This is a genomic window from Umezawaea sp. Da 62-37, assembly GCF_032460545.1.
Taxonomy (GTDB): domain Bacteria; phylum Actinomycetota; class Actinomycetes; order Mycobacteriales; family Pseudonocardiaceae; genus Umezawaea.
On the sequence record NZ_CP135965.1, the window covers coordinates 6,357,466 to 6,383,180 of the forward strand.

Here is a 25,715-nt window from a genome sequence, read left to right on the forward strand (position 1 = left end):
ACGTGGTGCCGGACCGCCGCGGGAAGGCATGCTGCTCGCATGAGACCGCGGTGGGTGGTGCCGGTGCTGGTGGGTGCGGCGCTGGTGCTCGTCGCGCTCGCGGCCCGCGGGAACTCGCCGGTGGTCTACGGGGCGAGGTTGGCGCCGCCGGTGGTGCCCACGCGGAGCGCCGCGCCCGCCGAGGACGACCTGCTGGCCTCCGACGGGGTCGCGGGGGTGGTCGGCGGGTCGGTCGTGGTGGTGTTGATCGTCCTGTTCGTGCTGCTGTCGATCGCGTCGCTGGGCGTCGTGCTGTTCATGGTCGGCCCGCGGCGCAGGCGCGTCCGGCGCGGCCACGACGCCGTGGCGGACACGGCGGAGGAGGCCGCGGACAGCGCGCCTGGTGCGGCGCTGATGCTCACCGGAGCGCGCAAGGCCCTGGCGGAGCTGCGGGAACGGCACTCGGGCCCGCCGTCGGACGCGGTGATCGCGGCCTGGCTGAACCTGGAGGACGCGGCGGCGCGCAGTGGTGCGCCGAAGCAGGAGCACGAGACGTCGACGGAGTTCACCGGGGCGCTGCTCGTCCGCTACGAGGTGGACACGGCGGCCGCGGCGACGCTGCGGGGGCTCTACCATCGGGCGCGGTTCGGGCCCGCGGCACGGGTGTCCACACAGGACGCCGAGGACGCCGCGGAGGCGCTGGAACGGGTCGTGGTCTCGTTGGACCGCGGATGACGCCGCTGCTGGGCCTGGTCAGGGCCGGTCTGCTGGCGCTCGCGGTGGGGGCCGTGGCGGGGTTCGTGCTCTACAAGCTCGGCTCCCCGCCGGGGTGGGCGGCCGTTGTCGCGCTGCCGATCGCGGGCCTGGTGCTGCTCGTCGCCCGGCTGCCGCGCGGGGCGGACATCGCGTGGTCGCCGCTGCCCGCGCACGCGTCCGGCGCCACGTCCGTCGTGGCCTCCACCCTGGTGAGCCGCCTCGACGAGGCCTCGCGCGACCGGGACCGCTTCACCACCAGGATCAGGCCGCGGCTGCGCGCGCTGGCCGAGTCCCGGCTGCGGCTGCGCGGTGTGACGACCCTGGCCGAAGGCCGCGCCCTGCTGGGCGAGGACGCCTTCCGGCTGCTGACCGACCCGGACGCGGCGATGCCCGACCCGAGGGTGCTGGCCGCCCTGCTGGACCGGCTGGAAGCGCTGTGACGGACGAAGAAGAGCGAACAGGAGATCACGTGACGTCGAGTCGGACCACGGGCGTCGCGGACGTCGCGACCGAGTGCGCGGCCGTGCTGGACGCGGTCGGCACGGTGCTCGTCGGCAGGCAGCGGTCGCTGCGGCTGGCGCTCGCCGCGGTGCTCGCGGGCGGCCACGTGCTGCTGGAGGACGTCCCCGGCCTGGGCAAGACGCTGATGGCCCGCAGCCTCGCCCAGGCGCTGCACCTGAACTTCCGCCGCCTCCAGTGCACGCCGGACCTGCTGCCCGCGGACGTCACCGGCTCGTTCCTCTACGACCCGACCGAGCGCGAGTTCAGCTTCCGGGCGGGGCCGATCTTCACCGGGCTGCTGCTCGCCGACGAGATCAACCGCACGCCGCCGAAGACCCAATCGGCGCTGCTGGAGGCCATGCAGGAGCGGCAGGTCACCGTCGAGGGGCGGACGTTCCCGCTGCCCAGGCCGTTCCACGTGCTGGCGACCGCGAACCCGGTCGAGTACGAGGGCACCTACCCGCTGCCGGAGGCGCAGCTCGACCGGTTCCTGGTGCGGCTGGACATCGGCTACCCGCCGGCCGACGAGGAGGTCGAGGTGCTGCGCCGCAGGCTCGTCCGGCAGCGCGAGGACACCGAGGTGCCGCCGGTGTTCGAGCCGACCAGGCTGGCCGAGTTGCAGGCGGGTGTCGAACGGGTGGCGGTCGACGAGGACGTGCTGCGCTACTGCGTCGACCTGGCCGCCTCCACGAGGGCGCACCCGGCCGTCGAGGTGGGCGCCTCCCCGCGCGGCGCGCTGGCGCTGGTGCTGGTGGCCAGGGCGCTGGCGGTGCTGGACCGGCGCGAGTTCGTGCTGCCCGAGGACGTGAAGGAGTGCGCGGTCGCGGCGCTGGCGCACCGGCTGACCCTGCGGCCGGAGACGTGGACGTCCGGCACGACCGGCGTGGAGGTCGTCACCGAGCTGCTCGGCAAGGTCCCCGGCCCGGCGAGCAGCCGCTCGTGAGCAGGGCGGACCGGATCCGCGAGGCGTTCACCGGCGGGCGCGGACCCCGCTGGCGGGCCACCGACGCCTACGCCCGCGCGGTGCTGCTGGGCGTGGGCCTGGTCGTGCTCGGCGCCCTGCTGCACAAGGTGGAGCTGGTCCTGTTCGGGGCGCCGTTCCTGATCTCCGCCCTGTTCGCGCTGAGCACGCGGGTCGGCGGCGACCCGTCGGTGTCGGTCCGCCCGCTGCCGCGCACGGCCGAGCCGGGGGAGGCGACCACCGGCGTCGAGGTGGACCCGGCGGAGGGCACCGAGCTGCTCGCCGTGCGGCTGCCCGCGCCGGGCACGCCGGGGGAGCTGGGCCCGATCCACCTGCTGCCGTCGGACAGCGGCCCGATCGTGGTGAAGCTGCGCCGCGAGGCCTGGGGCGACGGCGTGGACCTGCGGGCCGACCACCTGTTCGCGGGCCCCGACGCCCTGCTGGTTTACGGCCCGGTGGTCGGCGTCGAACGCGGCCGCGTCGTCCTGCCGCCCGTCGACGCGCTCCCCGCGGGCCTGCTGCCCGCGCGCGCCGCCGGGTTGGTCGGCGTGCACCGCACCCGCCGCCCCGGCGACTCCACGGAGCTGCGCGACATCCGCGCGTTCCAGCCCGGCGACCGGCTGCGCCGCATCGACTGGCGGGTGTCCCTGCGCAGCCCGACCCTGCACGTGCGCGAGCACCACGCCGAGGCCGACGCCGACGTGGTGCTGGCCCTGGACACCCGGCTCGACCTCGGCCGCTCGGTGGCCGACTGGTCCACCGGCCACCCCGGCCGCACGTCGCGTCCGGGCGGCAGCCTGGACACCGCCGTGCGCGCCGCCGCGTCGCTGGCCGCCGGCTACCTGCACCAGGGTGACCGGGTGGCGCTGGCCGACCTCGGCCGCCCGCGGCTGGGCGTCCGCCCCGGAGCGGGCAGGCGGCAGCTGCTGCGGCTGCGCAACCAGCTCGTCGTGTGCGCCCGGTCGGCGGGTTGGGCGCCGCGCCCCGTGCTCAACGCCCACCAGGTGCCCCACGGCTCCCTCGTGGTGGTGCTGTCCCCGTTCCTCGACGACCACGTCGTCCAGGTCGCCGTCCAGGCGGCCCGCCGCGGCGGCCTCGTGCTCGCCGTCGACGTCCTGCCCGCCGACCTCAGCCCCGACACCGAGACCGCGTGGGGCGCGGGCGCGCTGCGGATCATCCGGCTCGAACAGCGCACCCGGCTCGCGGCGCTGGAGCAGCACGGCATCGCCGTCGTCCCCTGGGACGACCACGGCGTCGGCGTGGCCGCGACCCTGCGCCGCGCGAGCCGCCCCGGACGGCCGGTGGTCCGATGAGCGCGACGGCCCCCAGCAACTCGCGGGCAGCGCTCCCGCCTGTGCCCACCCTCGTCTACCTGGATGGGCCGCAGTGGCCCTCAGGGTCGTCGTGGGGCCGTGGGGAGGGCGGCTTGATGAGCATGGCGGCTCTCAACAGCTCGCGGACAGCGCTCCTTCCCGTGCCCACCCCTGTCCGTCCGGATGGACCGCAGCGGCTCTCAGGGTCGTCGTGGGGCCGCGGGAAGGGCGGTCCGATGAGCGCGGCGCCCTCCAACAGCTCGCGGACAGCTTTCCCTCCCGTGCCCACCCCGTCCGTCCGGATGGACCGCACCGGCTCTCAGGGTCGCCGTGAGGCCGTCGGGAGGGCGGTCCGGTGAGCGCCCCCGTGCACCTCCCCGCGGGTCTCCCGGCCTGGACCCTGCGCGCCGCCACCGTCCTCGCCTGCGCCGCCATCGCGCTGGTGCTGGCGGGCAACGGCGTCCACGGCGTCGCGCTCGGCCTGTTCGCGCTGGTCACCCTGGCCGCGGTCGCGGTGCCCGCCTCGGCGGCCCCGGCGCTGGTGATCGGGTTCGCCGCGATCGCCCTCGTCTTCACCGACGGCGACCCGCTGCGGCCGAGCGTGCTGCTGGTGGTCGTGCTGCTGCACCTCGTGCACATCACGTGCGCGCTGGCCGCCGTGACCCCGGCGCGCGCCCGGCTGCACCCGAGGGCGCTCAGGGGTCCGGCCCGCCGGTTCGCCGCGACCCAGCTGCTCGTGTTCGCCCTCGCCGGTGTCGTGGCCCTCCTGCCCTCCGGCGGGACCGAGCCGGTCGTGGAGGTCGCGGGTCTCGCGAGCGCCGTCGGACTGGTCGTCGCGGCGGTCCTGCTCATGCGCGCGCGAAGCTGAGGAAAGGCGTCCGGAAGCTCAGCCCAAGCTGAGCTACTGGATCGATCCTCTCAGGCGTTATGCCCATGCGAGACGCTTCCCGCAGGTCAGCGGGCGAAGTGTCCGCGATCACCCGGCGACCGTGGTCACAACGGGCCCTCGGAACGCGCGAATCCGGGGGGTCCGGTGCGACCATGTGCGTATGGCTGCTGTGAAGTCGCAACCCACGAGGATCGTCATCGTCGGCGGTGGGTACGTCGGTATGTACACCGCACTGGGGTTGCAGAAGAAACTGCGTTCCGGTGAGGCGTCGGTGACGGTTGTCGACCCCCAGCCCCACATGACCTACCAGCCGTTCCTCCCCGAGGCGGCCGCGGGCTCCATCGAGCCGCGCCACGTCGTGGTGCCGCTGCGCAAGGTCCTCGACCGGTGCCACGTCGTGACCGGGCGCGTCACGCGGATCGAGCACGCGGACAAGTCCGTCACGCTGGAGACCGCCGACGGCCACGTTGAGACGCTCGAGTACGACGTGCTGGTCAACGCGCTGGGCTCGATCGCCCGCACGCTGCCCATCCCCGGTCTGGCCGAGCAGGGCATCGGCGTGAAGACCATCGGCGAGGCCATCTACATCCGCAACCACGTGCTGTCGCGCCTCGACCAGGCCGCGAGCACCCGCGACCCGGAGCTGCGGCGCAGGCTGCTCAGCTTCGTCGTCATCGGCGGCGGGTTCGCGGGCATCGAGACGCTGGCCGAGCTGGAGGACATGGCGCGCTACGCGCTGCGCTACTACACCCAGCTCAAGGCCGAGGACATGAACTGGGTGCTCGTCGAGGCCACCAAGCGGGTCATGCCCGAGGTGAGCGAGAAGATGGGCGTCTACACCGTCCAGCAGCTCGAGAAGCGCGGCATGAAGGTCTTCCTCGACACGAGGGTCAAGACCATGGAGAACGGCCACGTCGTCCTGGACGACGGCACCGAGTTCGACAGCGACACGATCATCTGGACCGCCGGCGTCAAGGCGAACCCCGTCCTGCGCAACACCGACCTGCCGCTCGACGAGCGCGGCCGGGTGCGCTGCACGGCGAAGCTCCAGGTCGAAGGCCTGGCGGGCGTCTGGTCGGCCGGTGACTGCTCGGCCGTGCCGGACCTGTCGCGCACCGAGGAAGACCCGATGGCGACGTGCAGCCCCTCGGCCCAGCACGCCGTGCGGCAGAGCAAGGTGCTCGTCGGCAACATCGTGGCCAGCCTGCGCGGCAAGGACCAGAAGGACTACTTCCACAAGTACATCGGCTCGGTCGCCGGTCTCGGCCTCTACAAGGGCGTGGCGGACGTGTACGGCATCAAGATGAAGGGCTTCCTGGCCTGGTTGGCCCACCGCGGCTACCACGTGGCCAAAATGCCCACCTTCAACCGCAAGTTCCGTGTTCTGATGGACTGGCTGCTCGCGTTCGTCAACGGGCGCGAGGTCGTCGCCCTCGGTCAGATCAACGACCCGAAGGCGGAGTTCGACCGCGCTTCGAGGAGCTGAGTCATTCGGCGGGTGTTGCCGGCACTGCGCCGTTCGGTTGCAGTGCGGTGACACCCGTCTGGGTTAGTGCCGTAACTTAAGCCCCCAAATAGAGCAACATTGGGGCCCTCGCCTTGACATTGCGTTACGTGAACCCGAGAATACTGCTTGTGCATCACCTGAAAGCGTGATGCGCGCGTTGGGGAAAGAGGTGACCGCGATGTCCCTTGAGGAGCTGGCCGCACAGCTTCGCCGCGGTGAGATCGAGGACCGCGCTTTGGCCGAGTACGCCGCCGAGTACGTCACGGCCGGGAAGTGTTTCCGAAGCAAGAAGGACGACTGAGCGTGACCGCTTCCGAGCGGGGGGTCTCCGGACCCCCGCTCGAAGCCGCAAGAGCACTGGCCGAACCGGGGCACACCCCCGTGAAGCCCACTCCGCTCCTCCTCCAAGGCCAGAACTACCTCTTCCGCTCGCCACCGAAGACCCTGGACTTCCAGGAGCAGGTGCACCGGATGGGCATGGTCGACGAAGGCGACGGCAGTCCTGTGCCCTGCGTGCTGGTGCTCGCCCGCAGCGCGGACATGGAGATGAACGAACTCTCCATCGCGCTCGCCGAACGCGGCATCCGGATGGCCCGCATCGACGCCGACCGCTGCGTCGACCTCCCGCTGACCGTCTACACCGACGCGCCCCTGGTCGAGCTGGACCGGTGGCTGCTGCGTCCGCTGCTGGTGTGGCGCAGGCACTTCGAACTCTCCGCCCTCCCCGTCGAACCCGGCACGCTGGCGGGCGCGTACGCCGTCGACCAGTGGGGCGCGGTGTCCAACTGGCTGGCCTCGCGCGGTGACTGGGCGCACGTGAACCCGACCCGCTCCACGGCCCACCTCGACCGGCTCACCCAGCTGTCGGACGCGGCCTCGTTCGGCCTCACCATCCCGCGCACGGCGGTGACGACGCGTCCCGGCCGCACCCGGCCCGGCGGCGGCCACTGCATCGTGAAGACCGCCGGGCGGCACCTGCTCGAACCGCGCCCCGGCGTGCAGCACGGCCTGTTCCCCCGCCCGCTGGAGACCAGCAGGTCCAGCGACGTGCCCGAGTCCGCGCCGGTGATCGTGCAGCAGTACCTGCCGTCGGAGACCGAGCTGCGGGTGTTCGTCGTCGGCGAGCGGTGCATCGCCTACCAGGTCGACAAGCTCGACCCGGCCCAGCTGTGGGTCGATCCCGACGCCGTTCGGGTGACGCCGACGACCGCGCCCCCCGCGGTGGCGGACAAGCTGCTTGCCTTAGCGCGCTACTGGAAGGTGCAGGTCGCCGCCTTCGACCTCCTGGTCACGGGCAAGGACCACGTCTTCCTGGAAGTGAACGTCAACTGCGACTGGCGATGGTTCGAACACCGCGCCGAGGACACCCTGGTGTCGGACGCCGTGCACGACTGGGTGGCGTCGCGCTTCAAGGAGCTGATAGGTGCGGGCAAAGGTCGCTGAACACTCGACGCTGTTCTACGAGAACGGCGCCGTGGTCTGGGACGACTACCTGCACCACCGGCAGTTCGCCATCAGCGAGACCGCTGAGCTGCTCTGCCGCAAGTTCACCGCCTTCACCGAGGTCGACGACCTCCTCGCGCCGCTGGCCGAGGAGGATCGGGCCGTGCTGCGCCGGGTGCTGGACGAGCTCGTGGCCGCGGGCGTGCTCATCGTCGAGGGCTCGCCCGAGCACGAGGCCGAGCTGGCCATGCTCGGGGCGTGGACCAGCTGGGGCGCCTCGGCCCGGCACTTCCACTTCGCCAGCCGCACCCTCGCCGACGCCGAGTACCTGGCGGCCGACGAGCACGACGCGGCGCTGGACGCCAAGATCGGGGAGACGCCGCCGCCCGCCCCGTTCCGGAGCCTGGGTGGCGACGCCGTCGCCCTGCCGGAGCTGCCCGCCCGGCCGAGCTGGGGCGACGCCGGTGTCCTCGACGTCCTGCTGGCCCGCCGGACCACCCGCGAGTTCGGCGCGGGCGGCCTCGCGCTGGAGCAGGTCGGTGAACTGCTGGCCGTGCTCGCCGGGCCGTCGCCCGCGCGTCCGCGCATCGGCCGCTCCGGCACCGTGTTCAAGACCAGTCCCTCCGGTGGCGGCAGGCACCCGGTGGAGGTCTACGCCCACGTCCGCGACGTCGAGGGCCTGACCTCGGGCTGGTACCACTACGACGGCCTCCGGCACGCCCTCGAACCCCTCGGCCCGGAGTGGTCGGCCGAGCGGATCGCCGAGGCGGCCGGGGACCAGGACTGGGTCGGCGAAGCACCACTCGTGCTGGCCTACACCGCCGTGCTCGAACGCACCCGCTGGCGCTACGACACCTCGCGCGCCTACCGGGTCGTGCAGATGGATGTCGGCCACCTGTCGCAGACCGCGTACCTTGTGGCGACGGCAATGGGGTTGGGAGTGGGCTACACGGCCGCTCTCCGCGACGAACTGGTGGAACGGGCAATCGGCTGTGACGCCTATCACGAAGTGGTATTGGGGATGACGGTCGTCGGCCCATTACGCAAATGACCGGAATAGCGGAACGCGTTGAGCCGTGCGGGTGTCTTGAGTCGATCTCCCCACTCGAACCCGTGCACTCCCTTTAAGCTGCCCGCTGCCCCCGTAGCCCAACCGGCAGAGGCAGGCCCCTTAAAAGGGTCACAGGTACGGGTTCGACTCCCGTCGGGGGCACTACCAGCGATTAGCATAGACAACGTCCTGGCCTGTGCAAACCCGGCCTTGGAATCATCCTACGACTCCGCGCGCTCTCGATCCGGCGGTTGGCCGGTGTTCTCGCTCCCGTTTAGCGATTACTCCTTTGGAGTGAATTCGACGTGACGGGGAGTAGTGACGAATGCGATGTGGGATCGACCCGCCCAACGGCGGTGATGCCGTGGTGGGGACGGGTGGCCGTGGTCGCCGAGCGAGTCCGCACTCTTGCGGACAACGGGCTTGCGGGGCTGGTTCGGAACCGCGAATGGAGGTGCCCGGTGGTTCCGCGACCACGATTCGCGGAAATGACCGCTGGTAACGGGCATGGTGCGAAACCGAACTCGTGGCGAGTCCGCGGAGTTGCCCGGACTCCGAGTTCTGGCACACCTTCGCCACCGCCGCGTCCCACGGCATTCAGCGCCGATCGACGAGTGCCGCGGTGCTTGTGCGCGGGAGTGCGGACGTGTTTGCGCGAGTGGATCGGGAATCGACCGCGGGTCAACTCGCGCCACCTGACGAGACGCACTCGACCAGGCCGATCGGCGCGAAGTGCGCGTCCGCCGAACGGGTGAATGTGGACGATGGTGGAGTTCACCATCCGCATTCACCCGCGGCGGGCGTCCGAGCGGTCACACGGCGGCGATGGAGGCGCTCCAAGCCGCGACGACCTCGGCCAGCACGGCCAGCGGCAGCGGCCCGCCCCGCAGCACCAGGTCGTGGAACGCGCGGATGTCGAAGCCCTCGCCCATGGCGAGTTCGGCCCCGGCGCGGATCCGCTGGATCTCCAGCCTGCCGACCATGTACGCCAGCGCCTGGCCGGGAGCGGCGATGTAGCGGTCCACCTCGGACTCGATCTCCACGAGCGGCAGCGGCGTGTTCTCCCGCAGGTAGTCGACGGCCTGGGCGCGGCTCCAGCCGAGGGCGTGCAGACCGGTGTCCACGACGAGCCTGCCCGCGCGCATGGAGTCCAGCGACAGCATCCCCAGGCGCGAGGTGTCGTCGGAGTACAGGCCCATCTCGTCGGCGAGCCGCTCGCAGTACAGGCCCCAGCCCTCCAGGTAGGCGGTGATCCCCGCCAGCCTGCGCAGCATGGGCAGTTCGGTCAGGCCCTGGGCGAGGCTGATCTGGAAGTGGTGCCCCGGAACGGCCTCGTGGAACGCGATGGCCTCGGACTGGTAGCGGTGGCGCTCCTGCGCCCGCGAGGTGTTCGCGTAGTAGGTGCCGGGGCGCGAGCCGTCCATCGCGCCGGGCGAGTAGTAGGCGGTCGGCGCGCCGGGCGCCTCCGTCTCGGGCACCGCCGCGACGACGCACCGGGCCTCGGGCAGGGTGCCGAACCACCGCGGCGCCTCGGCCTCGGCCCGCTCCACGCTGTCGCGCGCGGCGGTGAGCATCTCCTCGGCGTCCCGCCAGCGCAGCGCCGGGTCGGTGCGCATCCGGTCGAAGATCGCGGCGAGGTCGGACGTGCCGAACACCCGCTGCCCCAGCACGGAGTAGTCCTCGGCGAGCGAGGCCATCAGCGACAGCCCGGTCTCGTGCAGCTCCTCGGGCGTGCGCGGGGTCGTGGTGTGCACCCGCGCCAGCGCAGTGTAGATCGCGGCGCCGTCGGGCAGCCAGCACAGCCCCGGACGCCCCTCGGGGCGGCCCGCGGGCAGGACCTCCTGCTCCAGCACGTCCCGGTAGCGCCGGTACGCGGGCCGCACGGCCTCGGCGAGCAGCCGGTCGCGCTCGGCGGCGAACCCCGGCTCGGCGTCCTCCTGGCGGGCCAGCGGGTCCTCGTCCGCCGACGTGGCCAGGTAGCGGTCGACGAACGCGACGGCGTCGCGGACCAGGTGGGCGACCGGCAGCCGCCCGGCCAGCAGACCGGCGCGGTGCCGTTCCGCCAGCACGTCCAGGTGCTCGGGGACGGCGGCGAGCCGGAGCAGGTAGTCGCGCCCCTGCTCGGGGGTGGTCACGGCGACCATCGGCAGGATGGTCAGCAGCGCGCCCGCGGGGGAGAAGAACGACGGGCTGATCGTGTACTCGGCGGAGTGCGCGTCCAGCCGGTCGACGAGCGCCTCGGCCTGCTGCACGACGACCGCGCGGGTGACCCGGTCGCCCGCCGTGAGCGCCTTCGCGCGGGCGGCGACATCGACGGCCGCGACCCTCAGCGCGGCCTCGCCCGCCTCGCTGAGGTCGGGCAGCCGGTCGTCGTGCCCGGCGATGCCGTACAGGCTCGCGTCCAGTGGGTCCGCCGCCATCATCAGCGCGAACAGCTCGTCCGCGAGCTCGGTCGTCTCCGTCATGGCGACGATGCTACTGACCGGTCGCGGACGGTCAGCCGCTGTTCAGATAGGCGAGGACGGCCAGTACCCGCCGGTTGTCGTCGTCGCACTGCGGCAGCCCGAGCTTGGCGAAGATGTTCGCCGTGTGCTTGCCGACGGCCTTCTCCCCGACGAACAACCGGGTGGCGATGGCCGCGTTCGACCGGCCCTCGGCCATCAGTCCGAGCACCTCCCGCTCGCGCGGCGTCAACGACCCCAGCGGCTTGTCGCGCACGTGGCTGTCGAGCAGCTGCGTGATCACCTCGGGGTCCATCGCGGTGCCGCCCGCGGCGACCCGGCGGATGGCCTCGACGAACTGGGTCACGTCCGACACCCGGTCCTTCAGCAGGTAGCCGACCCCGCCCGCCCGGTCGGACAGCAGTTCGCGGGCGTAGAGCTGCTCCACGTACTGCGAGAGCACGAGGATCGGCAGGCCCGGCACCTGCTTGCGGGCCGCGATGGCCGCGCGCAGGCCCTCGTCGGTGAACGTCGGCGGCAGCCGGACGTCCACCACCGCGACGTCCGGCTTGTGCCGCACCAGCGCCGCCAGCAGCGACGGCCCGTTGTCCACGGCCTCCACCACCTCGAAGCCGTACGCCCCCAGCAGTCGGATCAGGCCGTCCCGGAGGAGGACGAGGTCTTCACCGAGGACAACTCGCACGGCAGCTCCAAGGTCACGATGGTCGGTCCGCCGACGGGACTGGCCAGGCCCAGCGTGCCGTCGAAGGCGGCCAGTCTGCGCTCGGTCCCGCGCAATCCTCCACCCGTCACGATCTCCGCCCCGCCGCGGCCGTCGTCGCCGACCATCACCGAGAGCCTGCCGTCGGCGTGCCGGACCCGGATCCACGCCGAGGACGCGCCGCTGTGCTTGGCGACGTTCGCCAGCGTCTCGGCGACGGCGAAGTAGACGGCCGACTCGACCGGCGCCTGCGGCCTGCCCCCCAGTTCGATGTCGACGTCGACCGGGAGGGGCAGCGCCAGACCCAGAGCGCGCACCGCGCCGTCCAGGCCGCGATCGGACAGGACCGGTGGGTGGATGCCGCGAACCAGGTCGCGCAGTTCGGACAGGGCGAGGGTGGAGGACTCGCGCGCCTCGGTGAGCAGCGCCCGCGCGGCCTCCGGGTCGCGGGACAGCAGGTCCTCGGCCATGCCGAGGCTCATGCCCAGCGCCACCAGGCGGGCCTGGGCGCCGTCGTGGAGGTCGCGCTCGATCCGGCGCAGCTCGGCGGCCTGCGCGTCGACGGTGTCCGCGCGGGACTCGGCGAGTTCCTGGACGCGGGTGGACAGGGTGGTGCGGGCGGTGGGGGCCAGCAGCCAGCGGGCGACCCTGGCGTGGGTCCGGGTGGCCCACGGGGTGAGGCGCCACGCCAGTGCCAGGTAGAGGCCGCCGATGACGGGCGCCAGGGCGAAACCGAACGGGACGTCGGGGGTGAGGCCCGAGTAGTCGAACCCCTCCTCGCCGAGCATCCACACCACCGGCGTCACCAGCCCCAGGACGCCGCCGATCCAGAGGGACAGGGGGACCACGGCGGTGACGAGGGTGAGGACGGCGTTGAGCGGCAGCCAGGCGAGTTCGCGCCAGGTTGCGGGGTCGGTGACGGTGGTCCGCACCCTGCTGACGAGACCGCGGGTGGGAGGTCGGCGGTAGGGGCGGGGGATGGGCTCGCCGAGGGCGCGGCCCGCCCAGGCGCGGTGGACGTCGGAGTACTTGCGGTTCAGGGCGTTGGTGGCGACGAGGAGGGGGAAGCCGATGGTGATGAGGAGGAAGGGGTAGGGGATGAGCTGGAGGGGGATGAGCGGGATGCCGATCAGGGCTAGGGGAACCCGTGCCAGCGCCCAGAGTTGGAGGCGCAGCCGTTCGCGGAGACCGCGCACCAGGTCCTTGTCCGTCATGGGAGGAGTGTGGCGGGTGGAGGGGGGTTGGCGCGGTGGGGTTAGGCCCCCGGTTTTTTGGGGGGTGGGTGTCCATAGTGGACTTGGGGTGGTTGGGGAGTCTGGCTCCCGGCGGGGTGTGGGGGTGTCTGGTGTAGCCCGGCCCCCGGCGCGCGATTGTCTCAATGCCACACCCCTGTTTGTCAAGGCAGAAAAGATGCCTTGACAAACAGGGGTGTGGCAGGAGGGCGCTGTGTATCGGGGGCAGGGGGAGGTCTGGCTTCGCTTGTGCGGGCTGCGGTCAGGGGGCATCGGGCTGCGCCCGACAGGGCACCTCGCTGCGCGTCGGCAGGGCGGGTGGGCGCTCCGCGCCGGATGCGGGGGGCGGCTGCGCCGATGGGGGTCGGGGGCGGGTTGTGCCTGTGCTTGCCTGGGTGGCGGGTTGTGCGTGCCTTTTGCCTTTTGTCTTTTGGCTTAGTTGCGGGCGGCGGGGAAGCTGCGGAGTTGGGCGAGGATGGTGGGGTCCTGGAGTTGCATCCACTGGATGACTTCGGTGTACGTGGCGCAGACGGTGTCCTTCTGGACGCAGACCTCGCCCATGAACTTCTCTACTGCGTCGGCGAAAGCGCCGCCTGCCCATTCGTTGAAGTGGTTGCCGATGGTGAGCGGGGCGCGGTTGCCGTTGAAGACGGTGCGGTAGACGTCGCGGTAGGTGTCGACGACCACGGAGCTGAACTCGGCGGCGCGTTCCGGTTGTTCTTTGGCGCCGTTGAGCACGGACCAGAGGTTGAAGTCCATCATGACGGCCTGCTTGTTGAGGGCGGGGACCTTGACCTCGGGTAGTGGGAATTCGTAGACGCCGTCGATGACGGTGGGCCAGGTGACGCCGAGGCTGACGTGGCTGGTGTCGTAGACGAGGCCGTGGGCCTTCATGGCGGGGAAGGCGGCTTTCCAGTCGGCTTCGAGGCAGGGGGTGCGGCCGCCGCGGATGTTGGTCGGGTCGAGGGTGAAGCCGCGGCTCTTCGCCTTCTCGATGATGGCGAAGAACTGGTCCAGCTCGTTGTTCCACTGGTCGGTGTTCCAGGTGCCGACGCTGGGTTCCTCGCCCTTGCAGAAGTGGCCGTTGTAGTGGGTGCCGATCTCGTGGCCGGCGGCGATGGCGTCGTTGAGGTAGCCGATGCGCAGGTTGACGTCCTGCTTGGTGCCGCCGAAGTCGATGGCGGAGTCGCCGCGGTCGTGGCCGGGTCCCTGGTAGGTCATGCCCTCGTTGTCGGTGAGCATGTAGACGCCGGACAGCATGCCGGTCACGTGGGCCTTGGTGTCGCGGGCGATGGGCAGGACGCGGTCCCAGTGCTGCTTCGAGGCGGCGCCGTCGAAGGAGAACATGACGAACTGCGGGGGCTTCTCGTTCGGACCTAGCTTGTGCATCCAGTCGGCGCGCGGTTCGGCGGGCGGGGGCACGACGGGTACGTCGCCGGTGATGACGGGGGCGCGGGGTGGGGCGGGTAGGCCTGCGGCGACGTTCTCCGGTGCGGGTCCGCCCGAGTCGGGGGTGCGACCGATGGTGACCAGAACCGCCACCGTGATCCCGAGTGCCACACCGGTGGTCACCCAGCGCAACCGCTTCTCATTCCTTGCCACGAAAGGTAATGACGGCCGGTGTGCGTTGGAGGTTGCGTGGAGATCACGATCGGGTTCACCCGGTTGTGTCGATCGTTACGTACCGCGATCGGGGTAACCGGGGTTCGGGTCGGACCGTCCAGGTAAAGTCACTTTTACCCGACGGGAACCGATCGACTCGTGTGGTCGTTGAACCCCGTGACGGCGTCAGCACGCCACAGGAGGACGAGTTGCGTACCACCAGCAACCCCGCTTTCCGCAACCTGCCGACCGGCGGTTACGGGAACAACTACGCAGGTTTCGGCCAGCCGCCGCAGCAAGCGGGCCCCGGCTACGCGCCTGCTCCGCCATCGGCGGCCAACCGCCCGATGACCATCGACGACGTGGTGACCAAGACCGGCGTCACGCTGGCCGTTCTCCTCGTCACGGGCACCATCACCTTCGTGATGGAGCTCTACGCCCTCGCGATCCCGGCGATGATCATCGGTTTCGTGTTGGCCCTGGTCAACATCTTCAAGAAGAAGCCGAGCCCGGCGCTTGTGCTCGCCTACGCCGCCGCTGAGGGTGTCTTCCTCGGTGCGGTGAGCGGTGTGGTCGGCCGCATGTTCGACAACGGCAACGCCATCGTCGTCCAGGCGATCATCGGCACCATCGGCGTGTTCATCGGCATGCTGGTCGTCTACAAGACCGGTGCCGTGAAGGTCACGCCCAAGCTGACCAAGTGGATCACCGGTGCCGTCATCGGCGTCGCGGTGCTCATGCTGGCCAACCTGGTCGCGAGCTTCATCACGCCCGGTGGTCTCGGCCTGCGCGACGGCGGCACCATCGCGATCATCTTCAGCCTGGTCTGCATCGGCATCGCGGCGTTCAGCTTCCTGCTGGACTTCGACGCCGCCGACGAGGCCATCCGCGCGGGCGTGCCGTCCGTGTTCGCCTGGCGGATCGCGTTCGGCCTGACCGTGACGCTGGTCTGGCTGTACCTGGAGATCCTGCGACTGCTGTCCTACTTCAACTCGGACTGATCGCGGGAATCCCGAACGACGTCGAAAGGCGCCCAGCCACCCGGCCGGGCGCCTTTCGCCTTTCCGGTGCCCCCCAGGTGCCGTTCGCCCTCACCCCCGCCAGCCGCCCGGCCCGTCGTCCGGCAGTGCCGTGCCCACCTTGATCAGGCACAACACGCACAGGTGGCCGTGCTGCTCGCGTTCCAGCCTCTCCACCGGGACGCTGTGCTCGCACACGGCCTCGTAGAAGATCCGTTCCGCTGTCGTGGTCTGCGCTGACTCGAACGCGTGGCACCGCTGGTCGTAGCCGCTGTGCCACCAGACGTACGGCATGTGGGGCCTCCCTGCTCCGTTAACGGGGACGGGTTCGCGGGGCTCCGATGACGCATGAAAAAGACGATCACCGCATCGGAGCAGTGATCGTCCCTCTCGGTACCGCCGGTCACGCAGAGCTAGCTCAGGCGCTCCAGCACCATCGCCATGCCCTGGCCACCGCCGACGCACATGGTCTCCAGGCCGAACTGCTTGTCGTGGAACTGCAGCGAGTTGATCAGGGTCGTGGTGATCCGCGCCCCGGTCATGCCGAACGGGTGGCCGACCGCGATCGCGCCGCCGTTGACGTTCAGCCGGTCGATGTCGATGCCCAGGTCCTGGTAGGACGGGATGACCTGCGCGGCGAACGCCTCGTTGATCTCCACCAGGTCGATGTCGCCGATGCTCATCCCGGCCAGCTTCAGCGCGCGGCGCGACGCCTCGACCGGGCCGAGGCCCATGATCTCCGGCGACAGGCCGGACACGCCGGTCGACACGATCCGCGCCAGCGGCGTGATGCCCAGCTCGCGGGCCTTCACGTCGCTCATGATCACCAGCGCCGCCGCGCCGTCGTTGAGCGGGCAGCAGTTGCCCGCGGTGACCTTGCCGTTCGGCCGGAACACCGGCTTCAGCCCGGACACGCCCTCCAGCGTCACACCGGGCCGCGGGCCGTCGTCGGCCGACACCACGGTGCCGTCCGGCAGCGTCACCGGCGTGATCTCCCGCGCCCAGAACCCGTTCGCGATGGCCTTCTCGGCCAGGTTCTGCGACCGCACCCCGAACTGGTCCATCTCTTCACGCGAGATGCCCTTGGCCCACGCCAGGTTCTCCGCCGTCTGCCCCATCGAGATGTAGACGTCCGGCACCAGCCCGGACTCGCGCGGGTCGGTCCACGTGTCGGCACCCGCCTCGGCGGTCGCCACCGTCCGCGCCTCCGCCTCGGCGAACAGCGCGTTGTGGGTGTCCGGCCAGCCGTCGGAGTTGCCGCGCGCGAAGCTCGACACCGTCTCGACCCCAGCGCTGATGAACACATCGCCCTCACCGGCCTTGATGGCGTGCAGCGCCATCCGGGTCGTCTGCACGCTGGACGCGCAGTACCGCGTCACGGTCGTACCGGGAACCTGGTCGTAGCCCGCCAGCACGGACACCACCCGCCCCATGTTGAAGCCCTGCTCGCCACCGGGCAGACCGCAGCCGAGCATCAGGTCGTCGATGGTGGACGGGTCCAGCTCGGGCACCTTGGCAAGCGCGGCCTTGACCATCTGCACGGCCAGGTCGTCGCCGCGGATGTCCTTCAGGGAGCCCTTGCCCGCACGACCGATGGGGGACCGGGCGGCGGAAACGATGACGGCCTCAGGCATTGCGGAACTCCTTTGTTCACCGCGGCGTGTCGACCCACACTAGTTAACGCCTGTTCAGCCAGGCCACCACTCGTGACGCACGCCGCCTGCTTTCACGATGCCGAAACCCCACCCCGTAGACCATCCGTGTCATCACCGGTCTGGTGTGACGGTCGACTCGATCCGGTCCGGCAACAGGGGAGCGGCGCCCCTCGGACCGGCCTCACCGTCTCCGATTCACCCAAGCCACCACCCGCGACGTAGGCCTCCGCGCCTCCGCCAACACCGACCTCCGCGGCCACTCCGGCAACGGCCCCCCGTGCCACACCCCGGCCGCACTGCACAACGGCGCCAACAACACCGCCGCCGCGGCGTCGTACCCCGCCGCGTTCGGATGGAACCGGTCCGCGCTGAACAACTCCCCCGGCCGCGCCAGGAACTCCGGCGACAACAGGTCCCCCAACGCCACGGCGATGCCACCGGCCCGTTCCACCGCGCCGCGCTGCTCCTTCGCCAACCGCAGGCTCCACGACCGCGCCACCGACCTCAACGGCTGCGCGATGGGCCGGATCGCGCCCAGGTCGGGGCACGTGCCGACGACGACCCCGATCCCCGCCAGCCGCATCCGCAGCACCTCGTCGCCGAGCATCGAGACCGCCACGCCGATGGACACCCGAGTGGTCACGTCGTTCGCCCCGACGATCACCAGCGCCACGTCCGGCTGGTCGTGCAGCACCCGGTCGACCTGGGCCCGCAGGTCCCGCGTGGCCGAGCCGCTGATCGCGTACGTGGTCAGCCGGACGGGCCGTTCCGACTCCTCGGCCAGTCCCCTCGCCATCAGCACGCCGGGCAGCTCGTCGGCGCGGTCGACGCCGAGGCCCGCCGCCATCGAGTCGCCGACCACCGCGAACCGCAGCGAGGGCCGGATGCCGCGCAGGTCGGCGGGGCTGTAGACGCCGTCCGCCCGCAGCGGTGGCGCCTCGGGGACGCCGATCGCCAGCCGCGCCCGTCGACCCTGTTCACCGAGCAGCGCGCAGAGGGCGCTGAACCCGCCGCCGACGGCCCCCAGTGCCACCGCGGCCGCCCGTAATCGTCGTCGACCCACCATCCTGACCACCCCTTTCGCCCCGGTGAATCGTCCACCAACAGCGGCACCGGGTGGGGGCACCCCGCCGTCGGAGTTAGGCTGCCCGCGTCATCTCGCAAAGTGGGAAGGGACTCTCCCGGTGGAGTACGTCGAGCACGTCGTCGACCTGGTTGGCAACACGCCGCTGGTGAAGCTGAACTCGGTGACCGAGGGCGCGGCGCCGCTGGTGCTCGCCAAGATCGAGTACCTGAACCCCGGCGGGAGCGTGAAGGACCGCATCGCGCTGCGCATGGTGGAGGCGGCCGAGGCCTCCGGTGAGCTGAAGCCGGGCGGCACGATCGTGGAGCCGACGTCCGGCAACACCGGTGTCGGGCTGGCGCTGGTCGCGCAGCGGCGGGGCTACAAGTGCGTGTTCGTCTGCCCGGACAAGGTCAGCGAGGACAAGCGCAACGTGCTGAAGGCGTACGGCGCCGAGGTCGTGGTGTGCCCGACGGCGGTCGCCCCCGAGCACCCGGACTCCTACTACAACGTGTCGGACCGGCTGGTGCGCGAGATCCCCGACGCGTGGAAGCCGGACCAGTACTCGAACCCGCAGAACCCGTTGAGCCACTACCACTCCACGGGCCCGGAGATCTGGCGCCAGACGGACGGGCGGATCACGCACTTCGTCGCGGGCGTCGGCACCGGCGGCACGATCTCGGGCACCGGCCGGTACCTCAAGGAGGTGTCGGGCGGCAAGGTGAAGATCATCGGCGCGGACCCCGAGGGTTCCGTGTACTCCGGTGGCACCGGCCGTCCGTACCTCGTCGAGGGCGTCGGCGAGGACTTCTGGCCGGACGCCTACGACCGGGACATCTGCGACGAGATCGTCGCGGTGTCGGACGCGGACTCGTTCACCGTCACCCGCCGCCTCGCCCGCGAGGAGGGCCTGCTCGTCGGCGGCTCCTGCGGCATGGCCGCCGCGGCCGCGATGAGGATCGCCAAGACCTGCGGTCCGGACGACGTCGTGGTCGTGCTGCTGCCCGACGGCGGCCGCGGCTACCTGTCGAAGGTCTTCAACGACCAGTGGATGTCGTCCTACGGCTTCCTGCCGCCCGACTCCTCCGGCGCCACCGTCGGCGACGTGCTGCGGCGCAAGGACGGCCGCATCCCGGACCTGGTCCACGGCCACCCCAAGGAGACCGTCGCCGTGGCCGTCGCGATCCTGCGCGAGTTCGGCGTGTCCCAGATGCCCGTCGTCAACGCCGAGCCGCCGATCATGGCCGCCGAGGTCGCGGGCGCGGTCAACGAGCGCGACCTGCTGGAGGCGCTGTTCACCGGGAAGGCGCAGTTGGCCGACACCCTGGAGAAGCACATGTCGCCCCCGCTGCCGACGATCGGCGCGGGCGAGTCGGTCGGTGTCGCGATGAAGGCGCTGTCGCACGCGGACGGCGCGCTGGTGCTGGACGACGGCAAGCCGGCGGGTGTCGTCACGCGGCAGGACATCCTGGGTTTCCTCGCAGGCAGGTGAACGGAACGATCGAGGGCACGTTCTGCGGTTGCCGGTGGCGCGACCCGCGCCATCCGCTAGCGTGGCCAGCACTTACCGGCAATCGCGACCCACGCCAAGGGGATGGGAAACTCCGATGAACGCTCCGCAGCCGCCAGGAAACCACTACGGCGGTCAACCACAGGAGGGCCAGGGCGACGACGCCCCGTCCCCCAGCGCCGAAGCGACGCAGGTGGTGCCGAGCGGCGGACAGCCCCCGGCGTTCCCGCCCGCCGAGGCCACCCAGGTCGTCCAGTCCGGTCAGGGCCAGCCGCAGCCGAGTTCGGACGCGACCCAGGTCGTCTCCAGCCAGCAGCAGCAACAGCCCTACGGCCAGCAGCCCGGCGTGCCCTCCGGTGGGTTCCCCTCGCAGCCGCCCTCGGGTGGGTTCCCCTCGCAGCAGCCGCCGCCCGCGCAGCAGCCCTACGGCCAGCAGCCGCAGCCCGGCCAGTACGGCCAGCCGCCGCAGCAGCCGTACGGCCAGCAGCCCCAGCAGGGTTACGGCCAGCCGCCGCAGCAGCCCTACGGCCAGCAGCAGCCGTACGGCCAGCCGCAGCAGCCCCAGCAACCGTGGGGGGCGCAGGCCCCGGCCTACGGCCAGCCGCAGCAGCAGGCGTGGGGCGGCGCGCAGCCCGGTTACCCGGCGCAGGCCGGTTACGGCGCACCGGCGGGCAACTACGCCGAGTGGGGCCAGCGGCTCATCGGCGGTCTGATCGACTTCGCGGCCCCCGCCGTGGTGTTCTACGTCCTGGTGTTCGCCATCGCCGGTGCGACGCAGAGCTACTCGGCCTCGATCGCCATCAGCGGTGTCGGCTACCTCGCGCTGATCGGCTACATGGGCTACAACTCCTGGTACCTCCAGGGCACGACCGGCCAGTCGTTCGGCAAGAAGGTCGCCAAGATCAGGCTGATCAAGGAGGAGACCGGGCAGCCGGTCGGCTTCGCGAACGCGTTCGTCCGGCACCTGTGCCACGTCGTGGACGCGCTGCCCTGCTACGTCGGTTTCTTCGCCCCCCTGTGGGAGGTCAAGAAGCAGACGTGGGCCGACAAGATCATGGGCACCGTCGTGGTGAACGAGGGCGCTCCCGGCTCGATCGGCGGCAACTTCCCCGGCACGGGCGCCCAGGCCGCGCAGCCCTACGGCCAGCAGCCGCAGCCCGGCCAGTACGGCCAGCCGCAGCAGCCCTACGGCCAGCAGCCCCAGCAGGGCTACGGCCAGCAGCAGCCGCCCGCGCAGTGGTGAACGGCTGACCCAGCGCTTCCGCCCCGGCCCCCGACCCCCACCCGGTCGGGGGCCGGTCGGCGTCCGGGGGCACCCCGTTCCAGGACGTACGCTCGGGTGATGACCGACAGCTCCGTTCACCACGGCTTCGAGACCAGGGCCATCCACGCGGGCCAGGCCCCGGACCCGACCACGGGGTCGGTGATCCCGCCCATCCACGCGACCTCCACCTACGCCCAGGACGGTGTGGGTGGTCTGCGCGGCGGCTACGAGTACTCCCGCACCGGCAACCCGACGAGGACCGCCCTCCAGGAGTGCCTGGCCTCGCTGGAGGGCGGCAGGCACGCCCGCGCGTTCGCCTCGGGCATGGGCGCGACCGACGCGGCGCTCCGGTCGATGCTCCGCCCCGGCGACCACGTCCTCATCCCGAACGACGCCTACGGCGGCACGTTCCGGCTCATCGACAAGGTGCTGGGCCACTGGGGCGTCGAGCACAGCCCGGTCGAACTGTCCGATGTGGACGCCGTGCGCGCGGCGATGCGCCCCAACACCAAGGTCGTCTGGATCGAGACGCCCACCAACCCGCTGCTCAACATCGCGGACATCGCGGGCCTGTCCCAGATCGCGCACTCGGCGGGCGCGCTGCTCGTGGTGGACAACACCTTCGCCTCGCCGTACCTGCAAAGTCCGCTCGGCCTGGGCGCGGACGTGGTCATGCACTCCACGACCAAGTACATCGGCGGCCACTCCGACGTCGTCGGCGGCGCGCTCATCACCTCCGACGACGAGCTGGACGCCCAGTTCGGCTTCCTGCAGAACGGCGCGGGCGCGGTCGCCAGCCCATTCGACGCGTGGCTCACGCTGCGCGGCATCAAGACCCTCGCGCTGCGCATGGAGAAGCACTCCGACAACGCGGAGCTGGTCGTGGCGGCGCTGCTGGAGCACCCGAAGGTCAAGACCGTGTACTACCCCGGCCTGCCCGACCACCCCGGCCACGAGCTGGCGGCCAAGCAGATGCGCCGGTTCGGCGGGATGATCTCGTTCACCGTCCACGGCGGCGAGCAGGCCGCGTTCGACGTGTGCGGGCGCACCGAGCTGTTCACGCTGGCCGAGTCCCTCGGCGGCGTGGAGTCGCTGATCGAGCACCCCGGCAGGATGACGCACGCCAGCACCGAGGGTTCGCTGCTGGAGGTGCCGTCGGACCTGGTCCGCGTCTCCGTCGGCATCGAGTCCGGTGACGACCTGGTCGCCGACCTGCTCACCGCGCTCGGCTGAGCCCTCTCGACAACGCCGAAGGGGCCTCGCGGACGTCCGCGAGGCCCCTTCGGCGTTGTCGTAGCTAGGGCTTGAGCAGGTTGTCGCCCTGCTGCTGGTACCGGGTGTTCTCGACCTTGGGCGCCGCGGGCAGCTCCTGCCCGTTGACGCACCCGCCGACGAACTGGAGCGCACTGCCGTGCTGCTCGAAGTGCCCGGACTCGTGACAGCCCGCCTGGGCGACGGTGAAGAAGGCCGCGCCGGTCAGTGCCACGGCCGTGGCCACCGCTCCGACGAGTGGAAGCGCGGCGGCCGTGCGTCCGACGTGTGCCATGCCGCCTCCCTGATGTGAATGCCCTGTGAGGTCCCCAAGACAAAGCGTACCCGTCTCCGGGCGGTGGGTTCCAAGCTCGTCATCCGGAGTCGACTGCGATCCGCCGCGAGCGCATCACGGATGGTAGTGGTTCGCCATCCCGGTGATCTCCCCGGCGTCGTCGAAGAAGATCGCGGGCGCGCGGTGGATCCACGAGGGCGGCGTCGCCGAGCACGACGCCCGATCGCCCGGTCCCAGCTGGTCGGGGGAGGGCGGGAGCGGGTCCGCGGTGTCGCACCCCGTCGTGGACGGGAACCGCGCGTCCGGCGTCGGGCGCGGCGGTGACACCGCCGCGCCCGAATGCGCTGAGCGGCGGAACCGCCGCGCCGACGCCCGCCAGGACCGTGCTTGTGACGATCTTCGAACACCTCCTGGACGCGCGGTTCCCCCTACCGCGAACCAGTACGCCGGTCGGGCGTCAGAGGTTGCCCCGGCGCTCCTGCTCGCGCTCGATGGCCTCGAACAGCGCCTTGAAGTTGCCCTTGCCGAAGCCGAGCGAGCCGTGCCGCTCGATCAGCTCGTAGAACACCGTGGGCCGGTCGCCCGTCGGCGCGGTGAAGATCTGGAGCAGGTAGCCGTCCTCGTCGCGGTCGACCAGGATGCGGTGCTCCTTGAGCACCTCGATCGGCACCCGCACCTCGCCGATGCGGGCCCGCAGCTCGGGGTCGTCGTAGTAGGAGTCCGGGGTCTCCAGGAACTCCACGCCCGCCGCGCGCATCGCGGTCACGGTGCCGATGATGTCGTTGGTGGCCAGCGCGATGTGCTGCACGCCGGCGCCCGCGTAGAACTCCAGGTACTCGTCGATCTGCGACTTGCGCTGCGCGATCGCCGGCTCGTTGAGCGGGAACTTGACCCGGTGGTTGCCGTTGGAGACGACCTTGCTCATCAGCGCCGAGTAGTCCGTGGCGATGTCGTCGCCGATGAACTCCGCCATGTTCACGAAGCCCATGACGCGGTTGTACCACTCGACCCAGTAGTCCATCTTGCCGAGCTCGACGTTGCCGACGCAGTGGTCGATCGCCTGGAACAGCCGCTTCGGGGCGCCCGCGGGGCGGACGACGGTGCTCTCCTTGGCGACGTAACCGGGCAGGTAGGGGCCGGTGTAGCGGGAGCGGTCGACCAGCGTGTGGCGGGTCTCGCCGTAGGTCGCGATCGCCGCGGTGCGGACGGTGCCGTTGTCGTCGCTCACGTCGTGCGGCTCGACCAGCACGGTCGCGCCCTGGCCGCGGGCGTGCTCGACGCAGCGGTCGACGTCGTCGACCTCCAGCGCCAGGTCGACGACACCGTCGCCGTGCCTGCGGTGGTGCTCCAGCAGATCGCTGTCGGGCAGCACGCCGCCCTTGATCACGAAGCGCGCCGACCCGGACTTGAGCACGAACGCCTTGTGGTCGCGCTGCCCCGTCTCCGGACCCGCGTACGCGACGAGCCGCATGCCGAAGGCGACCTGGTAGAACCACGCGGTCTGGGTGGCGTTGCCGACGACGAACACCACGGCGTCCATCGACCGCACCGGGAACGGGTCCTTGGTGGCGTCGTAGTCCACCAGGCCGACGAGCTGCCTGAGCTGGTCGTAGCTCACGTCGTCGATCGGCTGGTCGGTGCGACCCAGAGTCCCGGTCATGGCGTTCCCTCCGTTGTCCAGTTCGGTACCCAGAGGATGTGCTCTACCAGGCATCCTGAGCAACACTCAGTGATATTCCTGGTCATTTTGTACAGTGCACCATGACTTCGGGCGAGCAACTAGAACACTCTGACCAGACACTGGACGTACTCGACGCCAGACTCCTCCTGCTGCTCACCGACGAACCCCGCCTCGGCGTGCTGGAGTGCTCCCGCAGGCTGGGGGTCGCCCGCGGCACCGTCCAGGCCCGCCTGGACCGCCTCGTCGGGAAGGGCGTGCTCACCGGCTTCCCACCCGCGCTGGACCTCGCCGCCATGGGCTACAGCCTCACCGCGTTCGCCGTGCTGGAGATCGCGCAGGGGCGCAGGCAGGAGGTGTCCGACGGGCTGGCGGCGATCAACGAGGTGTGCGAGGTGCACGCGACCACCGGGCAGGGGGATCTGTTCGTGCGGATGGTGGCGCGGTCGAACGCGGATCTGCAAAGGGTGATCGACGAGATGGTGGACGTGCCGGGAGTGGAGAGGCTGTCGACTTCGATCGCTTTGTCGACCCCGGTACCGCCACGGGTTCGACCGCTTTTGGAACGGATCACGTGAAAGGGGGGAAACCCGCATTCCCCAACCCGGCTGGAAGGCAAGACGAGAAAAGGCCGACCTGCTCAAGCCGCTGGCAGGTGGGATGAACACGGGCCGTGGTCGATTTCACTCGGGGTTTTCGGCCCTGCACTTCAGCGGCGGGCAGGTCTTCACCACCTGCCCTTTTCGGCCCGCCAGAGCCGAAAAGAAGGGCCCCAAGTCAAATCGACCACACCACCGATGGTTTTGACCCCGGTAATGCCCATCACCGCCGCAAACCACGCCTCAACGCACACCGGAACGCAGAAGAGGCGACCACCGGCTGGTGATCGCCTCCGTGCGTTGGTGCTGTGCTGATCAGGTGGAGTACGGAATCGCCTTGATCAGGGTGACCTTCTGGCTCTTGCCGTTCGGCAGCTCGTACTCGACGGTCTCGCCGTCCTTCGCGCCGAGCAGCGCCTTGCCGAGCGGCGAAGCGGGGGAGTAGACCTCCATCGCGCCGTGGGCGCCCTCCTCGCGGGTGGCGAGCAGGAACTCCTCGGTCTCGTCGTCGCCGTCGTAGCGGATGGTCAGCACGGTGCCGGGTGCGGCGACACCCTTCGTGGTCGGGGCCTCGCCGACCTTGGCCGCCTGGAGGAGCTCCTGCAGCTGCCGGATCCGGGCTTCCTGCTTGCCCTGCTCCTCGCGGGCCGCGTGGTAACCGCCGTTCTCACGGAGGTCGCCCTCCTCGCGACGTGCGTTGATCTCAGTGGCAATGACCGGGCGATTCTGGATCAGCTCGTCCAGCTCGGCCTTGAGCCGGTCGTAGGCCTCCTGGGTAAGCCAGGTCACCTGGGTGTCGCTCACGGTCACCAACTCCTCGTCTTGCTCCAGGCCCACCTTGTGGACTGGCAGTTTCCGGGCAGCACCGCGCCCGGAACGGAAAAACACGGCCCACACCGGGGCCGTGCTGAGCTGCAAGAGTAACACGTTTACAACGTTCGACTACGGTGTTTCGTTCCCGACACCACCGCTAAACCCGCAGATC

Annotated in this window: 25 protein-coding genes and 1 tRNA gene; 15 read left to right on the plus strand and 11 right to left on the minus strand. The window is 70.9% G+C overall.

The window, feature by feature from the left end; all coding sequences use genetic code 11:
• The first annotated feature begins 39 nt into the window (after window positions 1–39).
• The 10 genes from RM788_RS29360 (at window position 40) to RM788_RS29405 (ending at window position 8,562) form a co-directional block, all read left to right on the plus strand.
• Window positions 40–714, plus strand: coding sequence for a DUF4129 domain-containing protein (locus RM788_RS29360; protein ID WP_315921034.1), 675 nt, complete (start codon window positions 40–42; stop codon window positions 712–714).
• A complete protein-coding gene (locus tag RM788_RS29365) occupies window positions 711–1,175 on the plus strand; it encodes a hypothetical protein (protein WP_315921036.1) in 465 nt (154 codons plus the stop codon). The genes RM788_RS29360 and RM788_RS29365 overlap by 4 nt, the downstream gene beginning before the upstream one ends.
• A 29-nt stretch (window positions 1,176–1,204) precedes the next feature.
• Window positions 1,205–2,179 carry an AAA family ATPase gene (locus RM788_RS29370; protein WP_315921038.1) on the plus strand — a complete coding sequence of 325 codons (975 nt, stop codon included), beginning with the start codon at window positions 1,205–1,207 and terminating at the stop codon, window positions 2,177–2,179.
• Window positions 2,176–3,510: a DUF58 domain-containing protein gene (locus RM788_RS29375; RefSeq protein WP_315921040.1), complete on the plus strand. Its 1,335-nt coding sequence runs from the start codon at window positions 2,176–2,178 to the stop codon at window positions 3,508–3,510. Before RM788_RS29370 ends, RM788_RS29375 begins: the two co-directional genes overlap by 4 nt.
• 355 nt (window positions 3,511–3,865) lie before the next feature.
• Entirely contained in the window at window positions 3,866–4,378 is a 513-nt protein-coding gene (locus RM788_RS29380; RefSeq protein WP_315921042.1) for a hypothetical protein, read from the plus strand.
• A gap of 181 nt (window positions 4,379–4,559) precedes the next feature.
• Window positions 4,560–5,885 carry an NAD(P)/FAD-dependent oxidoreductase gene (locus tag RM788_RS29385; RefSeq protein ID WP_315921044.1) on the plus strand — a complete coding sequence of 442 codons (1,326 nt, stop codon included), beginning with the start codon at window positions 4,560–4,562 and terminating at the stop codon, window positions 5,883–5,885.
• A gap of 199 nt (window positions 5,886–6,084) precedes the next feature.
• The gene (locus RM788_RS29390) at window positions 6,085–6,207 is read left to right on the plus strand and encodes a hypothetical protein (protein ID WP_315921046.1); all 123 of its coding nucleotides are present in this window, start codon (window positions 6,085–6,087) and stop codon (window positions 6,205–6,207) included.
• 2 nt (window positions 6,208–6,209) lie between these two features.
• The gene (locus RM788_RS29395) at window positions 6,210–7,349 is read left to right on the plus strand and encodes an ATP-grasp domain-containing protein (RefSeq protein WP_315921048.1); all 1,140 of its coding nucleotides are present in this window, start codon (window positions 6,210–6,212) and stop codon (window positions 7,347–7,349) included.
• Window positions 7,330–8,400, plus strand: a complete 1,071-nt coding sequence (locus tag RM788_RS29400) for a SagB family peptide dehydrogenase (protein ID WP_315921050.1) — start codon at window positions 7,330–7,332, stop codon at window positions 8,398–8,400. The genes RM788_RS29395 and RM788_RS29400 overlap by 20 nt, the downstream gene beginning before the upstream one ends.
• Before the next feature lie 87 nt (window positions 8,401–8,487).
• Window positions 8,488–8,562: transfer RNA gene (locus RM788_RS29405), tRNA-Leu, on the plus strand.
• Between the two features lie 650 nt (window positions 8,563–9,212).
• Here the strand turns inward: RM788_RS29405 and RM788_RS29410 are convergent.
• The 4 genes from RM788_RS29410 to RM788_RS29425 all read right to left on the minus strand — a co-directional run bounded on the left by RM788_RS29410 (window position 9,213) and on the right by RM788_RS29425 (window position 14,396).
• Complete coding sequence (locus RM788_RS29410; RefSeq protein ID WP_315921052.1) at window positions 9,213–10,865, minus strand: DUF885 domain-containing protein; 1,653 nt, start codon at window positions 10,863–10,865, stop codon at window positions 9,213–9,215.
• Window positions 10,866–10,896: 31 nt separating this feature from the next.
• Window positions 10,897–11,544, minus strand: coding sequence for a LuxR C-terminal-related transcriptional regulator (locus RM788_RS29415; protein ID WP_315921054.1), 648 nt, complete (start codon window positions 11,542–11,544; stop codon window positions 10,897–10,899).
• Window positions 11,496–12,776 carry a sensor histidine kinase gene (locus tag RM788_RS29420; protein WP_315921056.1) on the minus strand — a complete coding sequence of 427 codons (1,281 nt, stop codon included), beginning with the start codon at window positions 12,774–12,776 and terminating at the stop codon, window positions 11,496–11,498. The genes RM788_RS29415 and RM788_RS29420 overlap by 49 nt, the downstream gene beginning before the upstream one ends.
• A gap of 453 nt (window positions 12,777–13,229) precedes the next feature.
• The gene (locus RM788_RS29425; RefSeq protein ID WP_315921058.1) at window positions 13,230–14,396 is read right to left on the minus strand and encodes a polysaccharide deacetylase family protein; all 1,167 of its coding nucleotides are present in this window, start codon (window positions 14,394–14,396) and stop codon (window positions 13,230–13,232) included.
• A 209-nt stretch (window positions 14,397–14,605) separates the two neighbouring features.
• Here RM788_RS29425 and RM788_RS29430 point away from each other — a divergent pair, with 209 nt between their 5' ends.
• A complete protein-coding gene (locus RM788_RS29430; RefSeq protein WP_315921060.1) occupies window positions 14,606–15,397 on the plus strand; it encodes a Bax inhibitor-1/YccA family protein in 792 nt (263 codons plus the stop codon).
• A 90-nt stretch (window positions 15,398–15,487) separates the two neighbouring features.
• Here RM788_RS29430 and RM788_RS29435 read toward each other — a convergent pair whose 3' ends face one another.
• The 3 genes from RM788_RS29435 to RM788_RS29445 form a co-directional block, all read right to left on the minus strand.
• Window positions 15,488–15,709: a hypothetical protein gene (locus RM788_RS29435; protein WP_315921062.1), complete on the minus strand. Its 222-nt coding sequence runs from the start codon at window positions 15,707–15,709 to the stop codon at window positions 15,488–15,490.
• 119 nt (window positions 15,710–15,828) lie between these two features.
• Window positions 15,829–17,049, minus strand: a complete 1,221-nt coding sequence (locus RM788_RS29440; RefSeq protein ID WP_315921064.1) for an acetyl-CoA C-acetyltransferase — start codon at window positions 17,047–17,049, stop codon at window positions 15,829–15,831.
• Between the two features lie 202 nt (window positions 17,050–17,251).
• Window positions 17,252–18,136 (minus strand): SGNH/GDSL hydrolase family protein, encoded by an 885-nt coding sequence (locus RM788_RS29445; protein ID WP_315921066.1) that lies wholly within the window; start codon window positions 18,134–18,136, stop codon window positions 17,252–17,254.
• A 118-nt stretch (window positions 18,137–18,254) separates the two neighbouring features.
• On the opposite strand from RM788_RS29445, the gene RM788_RS29450 reads away from it, so the two are divergent.
• From RM788_RS29450 to RM788_RS29460, 3 genes are all read left to right on the plus strand, one after another.
• The gene (locus tag RM788_RS29450) at window positions 18,255–19,625 is read left to right on the plus strand and encodes a cystathionine beta-synthase (protein ID WP_315921068.1); all 1,371 of its coding nucleotides are present in this window, start codon (window positions 18,255–18,257) and stop codon (window positions 19,623–19,625) included.
• A 115-nt stretch (window positions 19,626–19,740) separates the two neighbouring features.
• A complete protein-coding gene (locus RM788_RS29455; RefSeq protein WP_315921070.1) occupies window positions 19,741–20,886 on the plus strand; it encodes an RDD family protein in 1,146 nt (381 codons plus the stop codon).
• A gap of 99 nt (window positions 20,887–20,985) precedes the next feature.
• A complete protein-coding gene (locus RM788_RS29460; protein ID WP_315921072.1) occupies window positions 20,986–22,140 on the plus strand; it encodes a cystathionine gamma-synthase in 1,155 nt (384 codons plus the stop codon).
• 64 nt (window positions 22,141–22,204) lie between these two features.
• Here the strand turns inward: RM788_RS29460 and RM788_RS29465 are convergent, their stop codons facing one another.
• The 3 genes from RM788_RS29465 to hppD all read right to left on the minus strand — a co-directional run bounded on the left by RM788_RS29465 (window position 22,205) and on the right by hppD (window position 24,113).
• Window positions 22,205–22,453 carry a hypothetical protein gene (locus RM788_RS29465; RefSeq protein ID WP_315921075.1) on the minus strand — a complete coding sequence of 83 codons (249 nt, stop codon included), beginning with the start codon at window positions 22,451–22,453 and terminating at the stop codon, window positions 22,205–22,207.
• Between the two features lie 114 nt (window positions 22,454–22,567).
• Complete coding sequence (locus tag RM788_RS29470; RefSeq protein WP_315921077.1) at window positions 22,568–22,780, minus strand: hypothetical protein; 213 nt, start codon at window positions 22,778–22,780, stop codon at window positions 22,568–22,570.
• Between the two features lie 130 nt (window positions 22,781–22,910).
• Window positions 22,911–24,113 carry a 4-hydroxyphenylpyruvate dioxygenase gene (gene hppD / locus RM788_RS29475; protein ID WP_315921079.1) on the minus strand — a complete coding sequence of 401 codons (1,203 nt, stop codon included), beginning with the start codon at window positions 24,111–24,113 and terminating at the stop codon, window positions 22,911–22,913.
• 101 nt (window positions 24,114–24,214) lie between these two features.
• Here hppD and RM788_RS29480 point away from each other — a divergent pair, with 101 nt between their 5' ends.
• Window positions 24,215–24,709 carry an Lrp/AsnC family transcriptional regulator gene (locus RM788_RS29480; protein ID WP_315921081.1) on the plus strand — a complete coding sequence of 165 codons (495 nt, stop codon included), beginning with the start codon at window positions 24,215–24,217 and terminating at the stop codon, window positions 24,707–24,709.
• A 336-nt stretch (window positions 24,710–25,045) separates the two neighbouring features.
• On the opposite strand, the gene greA is transcribed toward RM788_RS29480, so the two are convergent.
• A complete protein-coding gene (gene greA, locus RM788_RS29485) occupies window positions 25,046–25,540 on the minus strand; it encodes a transcription elongation factor GreA (RefSeq protein ID WP_315921083.1) in 495 nt (164 codons plus the stop codon).
• Between the last annotated feature and the right edge of the window lie 175 nt (window positions 25,541–25,715).